This is a genomic window from Campylobacter sp. DY7, assembly GCF_057802535.1.
In genome coordinates this window covers 186,902-204,396 of the sequence record NZ_JBYJAU010000003.1, presented here as the reverse complement: position 1 = coordinate 204,396, position 17,495 = coordinate 186,902, and the positions used below count along the sequence as shown (strand labels likewise).

General features: G+C 27.8%; 11 protein-coding genes. 6 read left to right on the top strand and 5 right to left on the bottom strand.

Going from position 1 to position 17,495, the window contains the following annotated elements:
• Positions 1–1,134: 1,134 nt before the first annotated feature.
• The 3 genes from AC1B00_RS03510 to AC1B00_RS03500 all read right to left on the bottom strand — a co-directional run bounded on the left by AC1B00_RS03510 (position 1,135) and on the right by AC1B00_RS03500 (position 7,064).
• Positions 1,135–2,748 (bottom strand): SulP family inorganic anion transporter, encoded by a 1,614-nt coding sequence (locus AC1B00_RS03510; RefSeq protein WP_336611214.1) that lies wholly within the window; start codon positions 2,746–2,748, stop codon positions 1,135–1,137.
• Between the two features lie 62 nt (positions 2,749–2,810).
• Positions 2,811–6,116: a hypothetical protein gene (locus AC1B00_RS03505; protein ID WP_488848137.1), complete on the bottom strand. Its 3,306-nt coding sequence runs from the start codon at positions 6,114–6,116 to the stop codon at positions 2,811–2,813.
• A gap of 201 nt (positions 6,117–6,317) precedes the next feature.
• A complete protein-coding gene (locus AC1B00_RS03500) occupies positions 6,318–7,064 on the bottom strand; it encodes a DUF5718 family protein (protein ID WP_488848135.1) in 747 nt (248 codons plus the stop codon).
• Between the two features lie 89 nt (positions 7,065–7,153).
• On the opposite strand from AC1B00_RS03500, the gene AC1B00_RS03495 reads away from it, so the two are divergent.
• The 6 genes from AC1B00_RS03495 (at position 7,154) to AC1B00_RS03470 (ending at position 15,854) form a co-directional block, all read left to right on the top strand.
• The gene (locus tag AC1B00_RS03495; RefSeq protein ID WP_488848133.1) at positions 7,154–11,221 is read left to right on the top strand and encodes a hypothetical protein; all 4,068 of its coding nucleotides are present in this window, start codon (positions 7,154–7,156) and stop codon (positions 11,219–11,221) included.
• Between the two features lie 246 nt (positions 11,222–11,467).
• Positions 11,468–12,364: a branched-chain amino acid ABC transporter permease gene (locus tag AC1B00_RS03490; protein ID WP_239818100.1), complete on the top strand. Its 897-nt coding sequence runs from the start codon at positions 11,468–11,470 to the stop codon at positions 12,362–12,364.
• Positions 12,364–13,383 (top strand): branched-chain amino acid ABC transporter permease, encoded by a 1,020-nt coding sequence (locus AC1B00_RS03485; RefSeq protein ID WP_336611210.1) that lies wholly within the window; start codon positions 12,364–12,366, stop codon positions 13,381–13,383. Before AC1B00_RS03490 ends, AC1B00_RS03485 begins: the two co-directional genes overlap by 1 nt.
• A complete protein-coding gene (locus AC1B00_RS03480; protein ID WP_488848129.1) occupies positions 13,380–14,132 on the top strand; it encodes an ABC transporter ATP-binding protein in 753 nt (250 codons plus the stop codon). The genes AC1B00_RS03485 and AC1B00_RS03480 overlap by 4 nt, the downstream gene beginning before the upstream one ends.
• Positions 14,132–14,827: an ABC transporter ATP-binding protein gene (locus AC1B00_RS03475; RefSeq protein ID WP_336611208.1), complete on the top strand. Its 696-nt coding sequence runs from the start codon at positions 14,132–14,134 to the stop codon at positions 14,825–14,827. The genes AC1B00_RS03480 and AC1B00_RS03475 overlap by 1 nt, the downstream gene beginning before the upstream one ends.
• Positions 14,828–14,978: 151 nt before the next feature.
• On the top strand, positions 14,979–15,854 hold the full coding sequence (locus AC1B00_RS03470; protein ID WP_488848127.1) for a hypothetical protein: 876 nt from the start codon (positions 14,979–14,981) through the stop codon (positions 15,852–15,854).
• Positions 15,855–15,917: 63 nt separating this feature from the next.
• On the opposite strand, the gene AC1B00_RS03465 is transcribed toward AC1B00_RS03470, so the two are convergent.
• Both AC1B00_RS03465 and AC1B00_RS03460 read right to left on the bottom strand, forming a co-directional pair.
• Positions 15,918–16,907 carry a GMP reductase gene (locus AC1B00_RS03465; RefSeq protein WP_239818105.1) on the bottom strand — a complete coding sequence of 330 codons (990 nt, stop codon included), beginning with the start codon at positions 16,905–16,907 and terminating at the stop codon, positions 15,918–15,920.
• A 113-nt stretch (positions 16,908–17,020) separates the two neighbouring features.
• Positions 17,021–17,377 (bottom strand): RidA family protein, encoded by a 357-nt coding sequence (locus tag AC1B00_RS03460; RefSeq protein ID WP_336611206.1) that lies wholly within the window; start codon positions 17,375–17,377, stop codon positions 17,021–17,023.
• Between the last annotated feature and the right edge of the window lie 118 nt (positions 17,378–17,495).

The following is a 17,495-nucleotide window of genomic DNA, read 5'->3' as shown; positions in this document are numbered from 1 at the left end:
GGTTTGAGTGGTTTGAGTGGTTTGAGTGGTTTGAGTGGTTTGAGTGGTTTGAGTGGTTTGAGTGGTTTGAGTGGTTTGAGTGGTTTATTCCGAGCTTATAATGATTATCAATAGTTTTTGTTTAAACTTTTAAAGAATTTGAAATAGGAATTAGCTTTTAACTTTATTTTTAGCACTAATAAGACTATTTAAAACTAATCAAAATGATTAATTTTTAAACAATAATGCGAGTGTATTTGCTTAAATTTTTGTTTTATAAGCTCTAAATATTGTTTTTAAATTCTTAATTTAAATTCTTTGAAATTTTGAATAAAAATATTGATAATAATTATAGGCTTGGAACAAACTTTATAAGATTTAGAAAAGAAGAAATATAAAAGTATTAAAAATAAAAGAATTTGAAATAGGAATTAGAATTGTAATTTAAGCATTCGTAAGAATATTTTAAAACTAATCAAAATGATTAATTTTAAAAATAATGAGAGTGAAGTTTTAATTAGTTTTTTAATTTAGGTATTTAAAGCTAAATGTAATTTTAGTTTGGGTTTTACTTAGGTTGTTTGTAAAACAAAAATTATTATGAAACTAAAATTAAACTTTTAATTCGTGCAGAATCTAAAAATATTTTCAAATTCCTAATTCAAATTCTTTAAAAGTTTAAGCAAAAATTATTGATAATTATTATAGGTTTGGAACAAACTTTACAATAGTTAGAAAATAAGAAATATAAAAGTATTAAAAATAAAAGAATTTGAAATAGGAATTTGCTTTAAAATTTATTTTTATACCTGTTGGATTATCCTTAAGAAGTTTGGAAATTGCTTTTAATTTAAATTATATAAAACTAATTAGAACTTTTGGCTTTTATAAGCTCTCAATATTGTTTTTAATTCCTATTTCAAATTCTTTGAAAATTTTAAATAAGTTATTCCAAACATAATCGTTAGAGCTAAAAAACAAAAAGAATTTGAAATAGGAATTAGAATTGTAATTAAAGCATTAGTAATACTAATTTTAAAACTAACAAAAAAAATAATGTGAGTTTAGTTAGATTTTTGTTTTGTACTAAAGTAAAACAAGCTTTTAAATTCCTATTTCAAATTCTTTAATAAAATTAGAACCTAAGTCCTAATTTTATTTAATAGTCATCTCAACGCTCCAGTAGAAGTTCTCTTCGCCTACTGCATCAACAATTCCACTTCTTTTCATAATCTCTTTAACATCAGGCGAAACCCCTGCTATAAATACTGGGATTTTTCTTTTTTGAATTGTTTGTATAACTTCTAAGAACGCGCTAGCTCCTGAAATATCCATATAAGATGTTCCACGCATTGAAAAAATAATAGCCGTTTTATAGTTTAATCTACTTGTAAGCTCTAAAATCTTTTCTGTATTTGCAAAGATTATTGCACCCATTATATAAATTACTTCAGCTTGTTTTATACGCTTAGGAAATGGCGAGTTTAAATCGGTGAATTTCTCGCTATCAAAATAATCATATCTAATTCTAAGGTTTGAAATCTGCACTACCAAAAGCATTAATGATAAAATCACACCTATTAAAATCGCTATTGTTAAATCAAATACAATCGTAGCAAACATAGTTACAAAAAATTGCATTAAAGCACTTGTAAATCTTTTTTTAAAAAAATACCTAATAGTATGCCACTCATTCATTCTAAAAGCAGTGATAAACAAAACACCAGCTAAAGCACTTAGTGGAATTTTACTCATAATAGGAGCTAAAACTAGCATAGAAATTAGTAGAATTATTGCATGAAACATACCTGTAAGCCTTGTAACTGCACCCGATTTAATAGCCACACTTGTTCTAGCTATTGCAGCAGTTGCAGGAACGCCACCGCAAAAAGGCACTATTAAATTGCCTAAACCTTGAGCTATTAATTCTCTATCGCATTTAAGCCTAATTCCAACCATTCTACCACCACTTGCACCACATAATAAGCTTTCAATCATACCAAGCAAAGCAATACTAATTGCAGGAGTTATAAGTCCTTTAATATGCAAAATATCAAAATCACTAAAGCTAAATCTATTTTCTAAAAATATATTTGTAGGAATACTTCCTATACGCTCTATATCAAGCGAAAAAATAACGCTTATAATTGTTGCTAAAATTATTGCAATTAATGATGCAGGGGCGTATTTTTGATATTTTTTAGGATAAAATATCATAAATAAAACCACAAAAATACACAAGCAAATTGAAATTATATTAGGACTAAAATCGCTATTAAAATAGTTTATAACTCTTTCTAATGTTGTTGTGCCACTTGATTTAACGCCCAAAAAATTATCAATTTGACCCAAGGCAATAACAACAGCAATTCCTGAAGTAAAACCCGTAATAACAGGCATAGGAATAAATGCAATCACACGTCCAAAGTGAAATAAACCTGCGATTATTAAAAACATTCCTGCAATCATAGTAGCAATAAATACTCCGTTTAGTCCATATTGAGTTGATATGCTAATTAAAATCGCAGCCATTGCTCCTGTTGGCCCTGAGATTTGATAAAACGCACCACCAAATAACGATATAACAAATCCAGCAATAATAGCAGTAATGAGTCCTGATGCAGCACTTGCTCCACTACTAACCCCAAAAGCTAGTGCGAGTGGCAAGGCAACTGCTGCAACGGTTGCGCCTGCCATTAAATCTTGAAAAAATTTTGTTTTGTTATAGCCTAAAAACTCTTGCTTTAAATCACTAAAATAGCTATTCATAGGAAGTCCTTGAACTTGTGTAATTAATAAATATTGTAGCAAAATAAAGAGCTTTTAGCTCCTTATTTTACAAACTCAATAGTAAAAGTGCTATTGCAATTATATTCTCCGCCTATACATCTAATAGTATCTTTTACATACTGAATGTTTTTGTCTAAAGATACTTTTACAGTTCCATCTGCTTGATTTTGAATTAAGAAATTATAATCGCTTATTAAATTATTAGCATCTAAGCCAGGAATTGTTTTGCTACTTCCTTCTACATAGCATGGTTTAATATGGCAATTTTTACTTGAAAAATCCATAGTATTTACATAATTAAACTCATCATAATTATTGCCTTTATTTAAATAATGTAATCTTACATGCTCTTTTGTAAGTATTGCACTGCTTGAGCCTTCTACCTTAATATCTTTAAAAATAGGATTTGCATATACAAAGTTAATTCCTTTGTTATCATATCCTAGGCTAGAAGTTCCTAGATTAGCTACACTCTTATTGTTTGATTTTATTTCAATTTCTTTTAGAGTAAACATAGGATTTAATTTAGTGTAAGTTAGTTTAATAGGTATTTCATACATATTTTCTTCACTCTCAGCAATTTTGCTATTTTTGCTAGCTTGACTTATACTTGAATAAGTTAGCTTATTGTTATTAACTCCAACGATATTTAATTTTTCATAATTTCTTATAGCTTCTTTACTGATTAAATCCTTAGTAGTTGCATTAGAATTTGCATCTAAATAGTTTTTAGATCTATCTAAAACAATCTTAAATGCAGAATTTAGCTCGTTTTTATTGATATTTACATTAATTTTATTTGTATTTTTTGTAATGTTTGCATTGCTTATTCTATTATAACTAGGCGTATTTAGCGTAGTATTAAAGTCATTCATATCAATACTTGCATCATCAAAAGTAGGATTTATTTCAATACTTAAATCATTATCATAATATTTTGCTACTTGATGATTATTAGCACTTGAGTTTAACTTAGGATACAAACTATAAGCAAAATCAGAGCTAGCTTTATTGCTTGTAATTACTGCTGATTGTCTTCCGTCTTTGTCAATATTATCTTTTAATATTATTTTAGTATTTACTCCTGTTGGAATAACTTTGATTTCATCTTTCATAGGAGTTTGGCAAGCTATCATACCTGCTACTCTTTTGTTTGCTTCGTTTTTGCTAAGGTAGGTAGTATCTCTACAAATATCACTTGCTTTATAGCCTTTGCTTTCTACTAAGTGTTTTATATGCTCATCTTTAAAAATAATATAGCCAATATTACCTGTATCAAAAGGAATTATCGCTTGAGCTCTTGTGATATTATCGCCATTTTTCAATATCAATGGATTTGAAAAGCTTACCTTTCTATCATCTAATGGCAAATCAAAACTATATCCATGCCCATAATCAACCTTAAACTTATACTCGCTTATATACAAAGAAGAATTATCTAATAATTCATCAGTTATTACATTTATATTAAAATCGCAATTATTAGTAGAGAATACATCGCAAGCTTTTTGATAGCTTTCAAAATACTCAGGTCTTACTATAATAGGTCTATGAGTTAATTCAGTTCCTATGTTGTTTATGCTGCCTTGTGAAGAATAAAATCTAAGTTTAAATTCTCTTCTTGATTTATCTTTAGAAGCTGCGTTTATTTTATCAAAATTAATAAGAGCGTTATTAAACTTAAAAAACACTTCATTTTGCCTACTAGTTTCGTTTGGGTCGCAAGTTGAAAGCCCTTTGTTCTTTAGCTCGGTGCATAAATCTTTGTAAGTTAAATAGCCGTTATTTATCTGGCTTAATGATGTTTGTTTAGTCATTTTTTTATACTTACAATTGCTATCGTTAAAATTATCGCAATTATATTGAATATAGTATGAAAAATCATTTCTATTTCCTATATCTAAAGAAATTAAAGCATTATTACTTGCTACAAAAGGATCTTTTTTAGACTTATAAGCATTGCCTGATATTTTATTAAAATCAAGCTTTAAATATACATTTTCATCATTCATATAAGCATAAATTGTATTAGCATTTTTTGGTTCTTCAAAAGTTATTTTATCATTGATAAAACTATTTTCTTTAGAAATAAATGCACTTGTTATATCAGCTTTTTGATTTTCTAAACAATCAACTCCATTTGGATTTCCTTTTTGAATTGCAAAGAATTTAAAAGGAAGACTTGGTTTATGAGTATAATCTTTTGTTTTTGACTCAGGGGTTGTTGGTGCTGATACTTTATCCCAGTTTGTATCGCCTGTGCAGGTTTTGTTATTTTTAAAATAATCATACCATTTAGGATCGTTTTTACAAATACTAGCATCTTCTCCTTGATATACATCATAGATTGTGAAAGTTTGAGTTCCATTGATTTGTATTCTTTTTACATCAATTTCATATAAAATATCTTGCTTACAATTCTTAACGGTTTTAATCGCAAAGGTAGCAGTTGAGTTATCTATATTGTAATCTTCTCTAGTATTTGTGATAAGCTCAGGTGCGTGTTTTACAGTATCAAGTAGGTTTCTATTTTTGTTTTTATATTTTTTTACTATATCTTCATTTAAATAAGTAAAACCATAATTAAAGTCATTTTTTAAATCACTTTCATTATTTACCTTATGTAATTTTGGACTTGTTGAATAATTAAATTCTCCATTTTTTACATAAGCTTTTATATTTACGAAATTTTTCCAATTATCTACTAGGTTAAATCTTAATCTATTTGCTTCTCTCCAACCCCATACATAATAATGTTTTCCTAAACCACGATTATCACTATCTCCTGCATAGCTAAATCCATCATGATTGTATGCAACTGGCTTAAAAGTATCATAAGCGTAATTAATGATGTTTCCGTGAATACCAAATTTATTCATTCTAGCTGACCAAGTGCTAGGCTTGCTTACATTAGGAATTAATTGCGTATTATCTTTTAGTAAGTGCATTTCAAAATAAATATTTTCATCATTTAAAATAGAAATACCTTCATTATTTTTAATAACATTTCCAAAAACTAATTCACTTCCATTTACAGTGGTTTTTTCGTTTTGATTTTTTATTGGTTTATAGAATGTATTGCTGCAAAATGGATTGTTTAACTTTTCTTGTCTTGCAGTGCCATAGGTAACTTCACTCATGGTGCAACTATTATATTTACCACTACCTGCACGATAAATTGGCTTTAAGCAAAAATCTCCTTCTTCTTTATAACCATTATTGCATTGTCCTGATTTTTCTTGATAAGCGAAAAATGCTTTAACTGCTGCACTTTGTGCGAAAGTATGTGGTGCTTCTGCATAGACATATCCTATACACAAAACAGCACAAATTGAATGCTTTAGCATAACATATCCTCCTTTAAATTTTATTTTTAATAGTTAATTTTTGATTTCATTAAAATTATGTAATTTAAATTACTAAAAAATTACATTTAACTTTTATTTTATCATAAATACAGATAATAGCAATGATTTAGCGTTGTGAGTTAGGTTTTTGTTAATTTTTTTATATTATTTATAAAATCTTATGCTAAAAAGCATAAGAAATTATTTTACGATTTGTTTTAGGGTTGAGCCTGAATTAAATATATCATCTTTATTTGTAACGCTTACATAAATTTCATCACCTGATTTTAAATAATGTTTTTCTCCAAAAGGAGTATAAGATAAAGCACCTAAGCAAATTAATATATTTTCAGGTTTATTTGCAATTAATGGTTTAATATTTTCAAGTGTTGCGATATCGGTTTGATTGTTAATAGTTTCTATAAGCCAAGAGATTAGAGTATCTGAGTAATAAAAATAGTTTTTTATATAATCTTCATTTGCGTATTTTATTAATTCATTATTTCTTTTTAAATAGCAATGTATTTTGTATTCATTTAATTCTTCAAGATTATTTAAAGCAATTAAATTTCCTATACCTTTGCTTGCATTTGAGAAGTTTTTCTTTAAAGAAATTTTTTCTTCATTTACTCTTTTGCTTGCATCATTAAAGGCTGCGAAATATTGTGGTTTTAAAGAGCTTAATTCATTATCTTGATAACTAGCTTTAAAAATAACACATAATTCAGGTTCTATTTGAACAAAATCTCCATCTAAAATAAGTTCATTTTCACTAATACAAAATCTTCTTAAAAATTCCTTTTTACTATCCTTTGAATAAAAAGGAAAAACTCCTTTTGGTGCAAAATCACTTGTATTTAATTCACAAAAATCTTTTGCTTCATTAGCTTGATTTAAATGGTTTGGCACATTACCAACTACGCCTAGACATAAACATTCTTTTAACATTAATCTTCCTTTAATATGAAATATTTTTATCATTTTACATTAATTGATTAGATTAATGTAAAATTACGGGATTTTTTTAAGGAGAGCTAATGAAAAAAGGAATAACTTTATCCATTCTTACAATTAATATATTGTATGCAAGTGTAGTTGATACTAGTGAAAAAACATACGGATTATTTTTCGGCAATCTTGCACAGGCTAAAGAAGATGCAAGTTATTATGGAAGATGGAATGCTTTATTAGGTTGCTTACATAATAGAGGCGGTAGTGATGCTATTGGATTTGCTGATTGTGCTGAATTAACTCAAATATATGGAGATAATAAAGCAAATTATAAAATAGATTCTTTAAAGTTTAGAGATAATGTATGGTGTATGGAAAGTTCTAATAGTGATTTAGGAACAAGCAAAACCCCAAGTGCAAATGAATTTGAAAAAGATATTTTTAATAATGGTAATGTTTATAATTTTAGAAATAGTGTTAATTTAAACTACAATACAAGTATTTATAAATATAAAGATGGTGAATATCAAGAATCATATAAAAATTTAAAAGCTAGCACTACCGGAAGACTTATAGCGTTAGCTTCTTCAAAAAATCCCTTTAGTTTTTATTTGACAAACAATTTTTCAGGTCATAATGGAGATTTTGGAAGATTTGTAAATAATTATGTAGGTCTTTTAAATGGAAAAATGCGTCATGATTATATAAGTAAAACAGATATAGAAAGGCAACATTGGAAATTAACTTCAATTTATGAAGGTTGGCTTACAAATTTAACTAGCTCAAGACCTAATGGGTGCGATGCTAGTAGATATACAGGGTGTAATGCTGTTAAATCTTATAAAGGAACAGGGTTTGTAAATGGTAAGCCAGATGGTTGTGGGATAAGCGATTGGAATCAACTTCATTCAATAGAAAGATATGTTAGATTTTATTATGATTTAGAAAATTATGGTTGCACTATTAGACCAGTTGATTATATAGATTCAGAAGGTGTAGATGTTGTTTATGCTAGTAGCGGACCTTTATATGCGGGAATTATTACTGATGATAAAAGAGTTTTATATTATCGCTCTTATGCAAATGCAACAGGTGGGCAGCCAAAAATAGATCAATTGCGTATAGGAAAAGCTAGAAATTTTAATCTTGGTAGAGTTATTAACGGCAATGAGACTTGTAGACAAGCAATAGAAGAAATGACTGTTAAGAATATTTCTACACATGGAACAAGAGATTTAGGCAAATCATCTGATTTTTTATTTTTTAATAATAATAATTTAGAGAATGGAACTTATTTTAATAAAGATTTATTTACAAGCCAAGGTATAGGCAAATGCTATTTTACAAATCTTCAATATTATGATAGAAAGAATAGTGATGACACATTTACTGCGTTTCCAGCAATTACAGCTCATAAGTTTTTGTGGGGAGATCAAGATAGATTTTTACAAAACTATTTAAAAGACGATGGAAAATATGCGATAGCTAATTATTCTATTGATAGAAAAAATATATATAAAAGTGATAAACCTGGAAGTGAAACTAGTATTTTTTCATTACACACAAGACCTACAAGCTTTAGAGGAGTTGATGAGAATAAATATGGTAATACAAAAAATGGTAGATTAGAAGCTAAATATAATTTAATTTTTTATCCTGATGCAAATGATTCAAAAATGAGCTTAATTGATGAACAATTACAATCATTAAAATATAAAGTTGAAAACCTACCTTCGCATTTAAAAGATATAAATGAGTTTGATAAAGTAAGTTCACTTACATTTGATGTAAATAATAATGCTCAACTAATATTTATGAATGATAGTGAAAAATTAGATCCTAATAGATTAAGTTATGCAAATAAAGAAGGGTGTGATATAGAAACTAAAAAAGGTTGTGAAAATATGAGTTTTAAATTTGAAAATTTCAAATATAAAATTTATAAATTAGAAAAAACCGACGGACATTACAAAATAGTTGGCGAAGAACCTGAAAAAACAGGGACTTATACTACTAATTATATGGCATTTAGGGTTGATGAAAATTTATTAAACACAATCGGTTATCAAAATAAAGATTCTATTTTATTAGAAGTAACTATAAACAATGGAAAATATGATGATAATAGACCATTTTTTGAAGTAGATTCAAGTACTATTGTTAAAGCTAAAAAAGCTGGTAAATTTTATGCAATTATTAGTGATATAAAATTTGATGATAGCGCTTTAGGTTGGGGTTCTATTTGGGATAAGAGCGATGCTAAAAAACTACCTAAAATGAATGATAGCAATACAGGATATGATCCAAGTTCAGCAAATACAAGAATAGCAGCAAATCCAGTGTATTTAGGTATTTATAATAATTCTAAGCTTAAGTTAGATAATTTTGATAATTTTATTACTTTTGAAGTTAAAGACAATAATGGTAATTTAGTAAAAGGTAAAAGTATATCTTTTTATGAATTAGGAACAAATATTGTTAATGTTAGTAATGAAAATAAAGACTTATTAACAAATCCTATTTTTAAACCGACTAATAATATTAATTCATATCCGTTTTATAATGGAGTTTTAAAGATTGATAATTTAGAAGTTGGTAAATATGAAGTTTGCTATAACATTTATAGTAAAAGACAAATACAAGAAGAAATAAATAAAAATGCAAACAATAAAGACTCAAAAGCTCTTGTAGATTTACCGAGAAAAGCTAATGGTTGCACTAATAAATTTAGTATAAGACCAGCGTTTATTGAGTATTCAACAAAGACTAATTTTGTAGCAGGAGAAAATGCTTTAAGTGGTGGTAAATTAACCGAGTTTAATGTGAGTTTAAAAGATAGCTCTAAAAAAGACATTAATACAAATGAAAATTTCGCAATTACTAAAACAGATTTAATTGTAGAAAATAGTAAGCTTAATAAATATATTTTTGATTTAAATAACAAAAATCGTAGCGCTATTTCTAGCACTAATCCACAAGCTATAAATAAGAAAGGCGATAATTCTTATATTATTAATGATGTATATGTTAATTTTCCTTTATCAACTGAAGCAAAATTACAAATGTATGAAGGTGCATTTACAAAAGATGATAGTTTAGGTGGTTTTTGCAATAGTGGCTCAGCAAATAACGCAATAGGTTCAGATGGTAAAATAGGTTGCTTAATTACTAGTGAAAATCCTATCGCATTAAATTTCTCTAGCACAAGAGATTATGCATTAAAAGATGCAATAATAAATAATGCTTATACAAATACAAAAGTATTCTTTAAAAGTGAAATAGGTGATCAAAATAGCTTAAAAATACCTTTTGTTTTAAATAATCAAGGTATAAATAATCCTGCAAGCTTACCTTATGTATATCATAAATTTAATGATAATTTAGAGCTAGAATATGATTTAAATTTTGATAATGAAGATGATGCTGCTAAAAATAGATATTTAGTAAATATTGATGAGGTTTATACTGATAGTAGTTATTTAGTAAATGTTGCTAAAAAGAATATTAAAGTTACTAAAGTTATTTTAAGTAAAGATAAGTTAAATCAAGAATTTGATAAAAAACTAGAAGAACTATACAATGAAACAAGAACTACAAATATAAATGGCGTTATTGAAAAATACGGAGCAAAACCTGATAAGATTTCAGTAGATTTAGAATTAGCTTATTCAAGATATAAAAAGACTTTAGATAATAAAACTCTTGATAATAGTTTGGTTACTAAGCCAGATGTTGAAGAGTTTTTTTTATTAAAAAGTTCAAGTGTAGGAGAAGTTGGCAAAACTAAGTTTAATCCTAATAAAGATTATTCTTTTATTTATACAGGAGTAACTTATAAAGATAGTAAGATTCAAAACTCTAATACAATTACTTTAAAATCAAGTGATTTAGAGCTATTTTATTTAGGTAAAAAGTCTATAAAAGTTAAATTTACTCCAGAAACTCCAACTTATAAAAAGAGTACAAAAGACATTATAGATGAGCTAAGATTTATAGGAGATTATGGTTCTAGTTTTGCTAAAAATAAAGGAGATTTAGAAGTTACATTAAATCCTAGCCACTCTAAAAAACAATATGTAAAAGAAATAGTAAATATTTCAAATACAAGCGATTTAAGTGGTTCATCATTTAGTATTGAATTTGCTAATAAATAAGCTAAAAACAATGAAATAGGAAAATAAATTCCTATTTCATAATTTAATTAATTCAACAAAACAAAAAATCAAATTCCTATTTCAAATTCCATGATTTTTTCAAAGAATTTGAATTAGGAATTTAGATTTTAATTTCATAATGCTTTTGTTACAAATAAAAACATTTTCATAATTAATCTTAAAAATTATTATTAAATTAAGCTTTATTCATTAATATTTCTTTTTATTTTCAAAAAAGGTTATTTAATGAGTTCATCATTGCTTATTCAACAGATTTTCAATGGCTTTTCATTAGGCTCAATGTATGCGCTAATTGCTATTGGTTATACTATGGTTTATGGTGTTTTAAGGCTTATAAATTTTGCTCATGGAGATATTATGATGGTTGGAGCTTACGCTTGTTTGTTCGCTCTTAATCTTTTTACTTTTCCATTTGTTCCTGCATTTGGCTTTGCGGTATTGCTTTGCATTGCTTTAGGAATTAGCATAGATAAGATTGCTTACAAGCCACTTAGAAACTCTCCTAGGATTTCTTTATTAATCACAGCAATAGGTGTTTCGTTTTTCTTAGAAAACTTAATAAATGTATTATTTACAAGCACACCACAGCCATTTAATGCACCTAGTATTTTAGTAAATCCTATTAGTTTATATGGGATTAGACTTAGTTTATTAGATATTTTAATTCCGATTTTAACAATAATAATTTTAATTTGTGTTTTAACGATTTTATATAAAAGCAAATATGGTATAGCAATTCGTGCTTTAGCTTTTGATATTTCAACCGTTGGTTTAATGGGAATTGATGCAAATAAAATCATTGCCTTTGTTTTTGCTCTAGGTTCAATGCTAGCTTGTATAGGTGGTATTTTTTGGGCTTGCAAATATCCACAAATTGATCCAAATATGGGCGTTTTAATAGGTCTTAAGGCTTTTGGTGCTGCTGTTTTAGGCGGTATTGGAAGCGTTGGCGGAGCTGTTCTTGGAGGGCTTATTATTGGATTTTGTGAAGTTTTAATAGTAGCTTTTGTTCCTGATTTAGCAGGTTTTAAAGATGGTTTTGCGTTTATATTCTTAGTTTTTGTTTTATTGTTTAAGCCAACAGGAATTATGGGGCAAGATTATGAAAGGAGTAGATTTTAATGCAAAAGGTATTTTCTATTGCTTTAATCATTTTATCAATTGCTAGTATTTTTCTAGCTGAATATTTTTTAAGCGATTATGCTTTAAGAACCTTTATAAATATTTGTATTTTTATAATCTTAGCAGCATCTTACAATCTAATAAACGGAGTAACAGGACAATTTAGCCTAGAGCCGAATGGCTTCGTTGCTGTTGGTGCTTATGTTAGTGCTTTATTACTATTAGATGTTGAAGCTAAAGAAGATCAATTTAGCTTACTAGACCCACATCCATTTATTTTGGCTTTTCATAGTGATAATTTTATAATAGCACTTTTAGCAGGTGGTTTTAGTGCTTTAGCTTTATCGTTAATTCTTAGCTTTGCGGTGTTTCGTGTAAGGGGAGATTATTTAGCTATTGTAACTTTAGGATTTGGAATAATAATAAAGCTTATTGCACTTAATTTTGCAGCATTTACAAACGGAGTTCAAGGCTTAAACGAAATCCCAAAACCTGATAATTTCTTATATATTGTTGGAAGCATTACCATAATTAGCATTATTTTGATTTTAAATATAATTTATTCAAAATACGGAAGAGCTATGAAAGCAGTAAGAGATGATGAAGACGCAGCTTTTGCTATGGGTATTAATACTTTTAGAATAAAGACTTTAGCTTTTGGCACGAGTGCATTTTTAGAAGGAATTGCAGGTGGGCTTTTAGCTTGTTATATTACTAGCGTTACACCTGAGCAATTTGACTTTTTATTCACATTTCAATTATTAATAATAATTGTTTTAGGTGGTTTAGGTAGCACAACGGGTGCAATTATCGGAGCTATTTTAGTAATCGGTGGAAGTGAATGGCTAAGATTTTTAGATGAGCCTATGAATATATTTGGATACCAAACACAAGGCTTACCAGGTCTTAGAATGCTTGTATTTTCTATCGCATTAATTCTTGTAATGCTATTTGCAAGGCGTGGTATTTTTGGCGATAAAGAGCTAAGCGATATTATTTTTAAAAGGTTTAAAAAATGATTTTAGAGCTTAAAAATATAGATAAGAATTTCGGTGGAGTAAAAGCTATAAATAATGCTAATTTAAGCGTAAAAAAAGGCGAAGTTTTTGGACTTATTGGACCAAATGGAGCCGGAAAAACCACATTATTTAATATAATTTCAGGAGCTTATAAGCCAAGTGCTGGAGAAATTATTTTTGATGGTAAAGACATTACTAAATTAAATCAATTACAAATTACTAGATTAGGGGTTGCTAGAACTTTTCAAAATATTAGATTATTTTCTTCTATGAGTGTTTTAGAAAATGTATTGATAGGCTTAAATCAAAGTATAAATTATAATATTTTTGAAGCTTTTTTACATTTTGCAAGATACAAAAAAGAAGAAAAAAGAGCAAAAGAAGAAGCATATCACATTTTAGATGAGCTTAAAATCTCTCATCTAGCAAATGCAAAATCAACAGAATTAAGCTATGGAGAGCAAAGAAAGCTTGAGATTGCAAGAGCACTAGCTCTAAAGCCAAAATTATTATTATTAGATGAGCCTGCTGCTGGAATGAATGGGGCTGAGAGCATTGAGCTTGCAGAGATAATTTGTAAGCTAAAGCAAGAGCTTAGTATAGTATTAATTGAGCATGATATGAAGTTTGTAAATAGTTTGTGCGATAGAGTTTTAGTGCTTGATTATGGCAAGAGTATTTTTCTAGGAAAGCCAAGTGATGCTGTGCAAGATAGTGAAGTTATAAAAGCTTATTTAGGAGATTTTTAATGCTAAGGGTAAAAAATTTAAGCGTTCATTACGGACTTATTAAAGCTGTTGATGATATAAGTTTTCATATTAATTCAGGCGAAATTGTAAGTATAGTAGGAAGCAATGGAGCAGGTAAAACAAGCACTTTAAATGCGATTTTAAACATTCCAAAAAGAAGTGGAGAAATCAATTTCTTAGGCTATGAAATAGAGCGACATAAAACCCACACTCTAGTTCAAAAAGGCATAAGTTTAGTTCCTGAAGGAAGAAAAATCTTCGCAAATCTTAGCATAGAAGATAATCTTAAAATGGGTGCATTTTATAATGCGGATAATTACGAGCATTTAAAAGAGCAAATGTATAGATTATTCCCACGCCTAAAGCAAAAAAATAACACTCTAGCAAGAAATCTAAGCGGTGGAGAAGCCCAAATGCTAGCAATCTCAAGAGCTTTAATGGGAGAGCCAAAACTACTTATGCTAGATGAGCCAAGCTTAGGACTTGCGCCTAAGATAGTTGGAGAAGTTTTTGAGATAATTAAGGTTTTAAAAAACGAAGGAATTACTATTTTATTAGTAGAACAAAACGCTAAACAAGCTTTAAAAATAAGCGATAGAGCTTATGTGCTAGAGCATGGAAAAATCGTTCTTGAAGGCAAGGGCGAAGAACTAGCAGAAAATAATGAAATTCGCAAAAAATACTTAGGTATTTAAAGCTTTTTTAAAAATCAAATTCCTATTTCAAATTCCACGATTTTTTCAAAGAATTTGAAATAGGAATTAGGCTTGATTTTGATAAGTATTTAAAAATCATATTTAGTTTAAAATTAAAATTACTAAATAAGAATTTGAATTAGGAATTAAAATGAAAGATAGCGTTATAACTGCACTTAATATGGATTTAAAATCAAAAATAAGTTCTACAACCCATATTCTATCAAGTATGAATATCACAATTTTATGTATTTTGTCATTTTTCGTTTTAAAATGTTTTGGAGTTTTTATTCGCTTTATTTTAGCTAAATACACTATTTTTACATTTAATAATGACCCATTTTTTAATCTTGCTAGCAATGTTTATCCTTATTTGTATTTATATTTAGCCTTTGTGATTAATTTGTTTTTAATAATAACTAATATTCAACGATTAAACGCTGTTATCGCTAATAAATATTTAAGGTTTTTTGTGATTTTTGGATTTATTATTTTTGATATTTGTAGCTTTATTTTGTTTTTTATTTCAACTTTTGTTTTAAATATAATTTTTATGCTAATTTTATCATGTTTTAAGGATAAAAACATAAGTGAAATAAAAGCTTCAAGCTCATTTGCAAACGCATTTATTTTTGATTTTAATGCTAAAAGCAAACCTATATTTTTTATATTTTTCAATCTTTTTGCGATTTTGCTTATTTTAATAACTTTTATTGCAAGAGAATATATTTTGATTCTTTCTATCACAACTTCGCTTTTGTTTTTGATGTTTGTACTTTTTACTCCGTTTTTGTATTGTGAGATTTTTTATATTTTTAATGATTTTTCTAAGCTAAATAAGAGATTTTTTAGATTTGTTTTTGTTATTTCAATTCTAACTTATTATATTAGTTTTATTACCCTTGATAGGATTGGATTATTTTATAATATTGTTAATACAATAGCTTTTTTTAGTTTTTTATTTTTATATTTTATAGCTTGCATTTATGTGATTATTGCTCTTTATTGTAAAAAATATAATTATTAGCTTGGAATTTGAATTAGGATATTAGTTTTCCTAATTTATCGCTAAATTAGGAAAATTTATTAATTAGATAGTATCTCCATTAAAGATTGAGTTTTTAACCACTACATAATCAACTTTTCTAATATCACGAAGCTCTTTACCGCCTGCATAAGAAATTGAGCTTTGTAAATCTTCTCTCATTTCGTTTAAGGTATCAAAGATATTTCCTCTAAATGGAACATACATTTTTTTACCTTCTACATTTTTACGCTCACCTTTTTGAAACTCACTTGCTGAGCCATAGTATTCTTTCATCTTTTTGCCATCAATTTCAATAGTTTTTCCAGGGCTTTGCTCGTGTCCGCTAAATAGTGAGCCTATCATTACAAAAGTAGCTCCAAAGCGAATTGATTTTGCGATATCTCCGTGATTTCTTATGCCACCATCTGCAATTATTGGCTTTTTAGCACTTTTAGCACACCAGCGTAGAGCTGCTAATTGCCAACCACCTGTTCCAAAACCGGTTTTAAGTTTAGTAATACATACTTTACCAGGTCCTATACCAACCTTAGTTGCATCAGCTCCAGCGTTTTCTAAATCTCTTACAGCTTCAGGAGTTCCAACATTTCCTGCTATTACGAAACTTGTTTTTAAGTTTGCTTTAATGTATTTAATCATTTTAATTACATTATCGCTATGTCCGTGAGCAATATCAATAGTAATGTATTCAGGATAAAGCTCATTAGCTTTTAATTCATCTATAAATTCATATTCTTTTTGAGTAATTCCAACAGAAATTGATGCGAAAAGCCCCATTTCTTGCATTTTTCTTACAAAATCTAACCTTTTTTCAGGCTCAAATCTATGCATAATATAAAAATAATCACTTCTAGCAAATGAAATCGCTAATTCTTCATCAATGATTGTTTGCATATTTGCAGGAACTACTGGTAGTTTAAATGTTCTATTTCCAAGCTTTACGCTAGTATCGCATTCGCTTCTTGAGTTGATTATACATTTTGCAGGGATTAACTGCACGTCTTCGTAATCAAAAACTAATAAATTGTTTAGCATATTACACTCCTTAAAATTAAAGACTTGATTGTAGCTTATAAATAATTAATAAAAACTTGATTTTAAAAGTTAAAATATTTTATGGAATTTAAATCCGGAATTTCACCGGAAAATTATTTTTTCGCAATAGCTTCTATTTCTATTTTTGAACCCTTTGGTAAAGCTGCTACGGCAAATGCACTTCTAGCTGGGAAAGGCTCTTTAAAAAACTCAGCATAAGCTTCATTAACTGCTGCAAAGTCATTTATATCAGCTAGTAAAACCGTCGTTTTAATAACATTATTCATATCCAAACCTTGCTCGTTTAAGATAGCTTTAATGTTTCTTAGACTTTGTCTTGTAAGTTCTTTAATATCGCCTTTTGCGAAATCTCCTGTCGCTGGGTCTATTGGTAATTGACCGCTTACAAACACTAAATCGTTTGATACTCCACATACACTATAAGGACCTATCGCCTTTGGATAATTCATTTTTTCTCCTTTTTTTAAAAAAAATTTTGCAAAATAGTAACAAAAAATTATTAATTTAGAAAAAATAATAAAAAAAAACTATTTTTTACAAAAATTTTATTAATTTTATCTAATTTTA

Excerpts from the sequence above, each read along its gene's own strand:
- AC1B00_RS03475 (WP_336611208.1), top strand. The coding sequence starts at position 14,132 with ATGCTAAGGGTAAAAAATTTAAGCGTTCATTACGGACTTATTAAAGCT.
- AC1B00_RS03485 (WP_336611210.1), top strand. The coding sequence starts at position 12,364 with ATGCAAAAGGTATTTTCTATTGCTTTAATCATTTTATCAATTGCTAGT.
- AC1B00_RS03500 (WP_488848135.1), bottom strand. The coding sequence starts at position 7,064 with ATGTTAAAAGAATGTTTATGTCTAGGCGTAGTTGGTAATGTGCCAAAC.
- AC1B00_RS03495 (WP_488848133.1), top strand. The coding sequence starts at position 7,154 with ATGAAAAAAGGAATAACTTTATCCATTCTTACAATTAATATATTGTAT.
- AC1B00_RS03470 (WP_488848127.1), top strand. The coding sequence starts at position 14,979 with ATGAAAGATAGCGTTATAACTGCACTTAATATGGATTTAAAATCAAAA.
- AC1B00_RS03460 (WP_336611206.1), bottom strand. The coding sequence starts at position 17,377 with ATGAATTATCCAAAGGCGATAGGTCCTTATAGTGTATGTGGAGTATCA.
- AC1B00_RS03465 (WP_239818105.1), bottom strand. The coding sequence starts at position 16,907 with ATGCTAAACAATTTATTAGTTTTTGATTACGAAGACGTGCAGTTAATC.
- AC1B00_RS03490 (WP_239818100.1), top strand. The coding sequence starts at position 11,468 with ATGAGTTCATCATTGCTTATTCAACAGATTTTCAATGGCTTTTCATTA.
- AC1B00_RS03480 (WP_488848129.1), top strand. The coding sequence starts at position 13,380 with ATGATTTTAGAGCTTAAAAATATAGATAAGAATTTCGGTGGAGTAAAA.
- AC1B00_RS03505 (WP_488848137.1), bottom strand. The coding sequence starts at position 6,116 with ATGCTAAAGCATTCAATTTGTGCTGTTTTGTGTATAGGATATGTCTAT.
- AC1B00_RS03510 (WP_336611214.1), bottom strand. The coding sequence starts at position 2,748 with ATGAATAGCTATTTTAGTGATTTAAAGCAAGAGTTTTTAGGCTATAAC.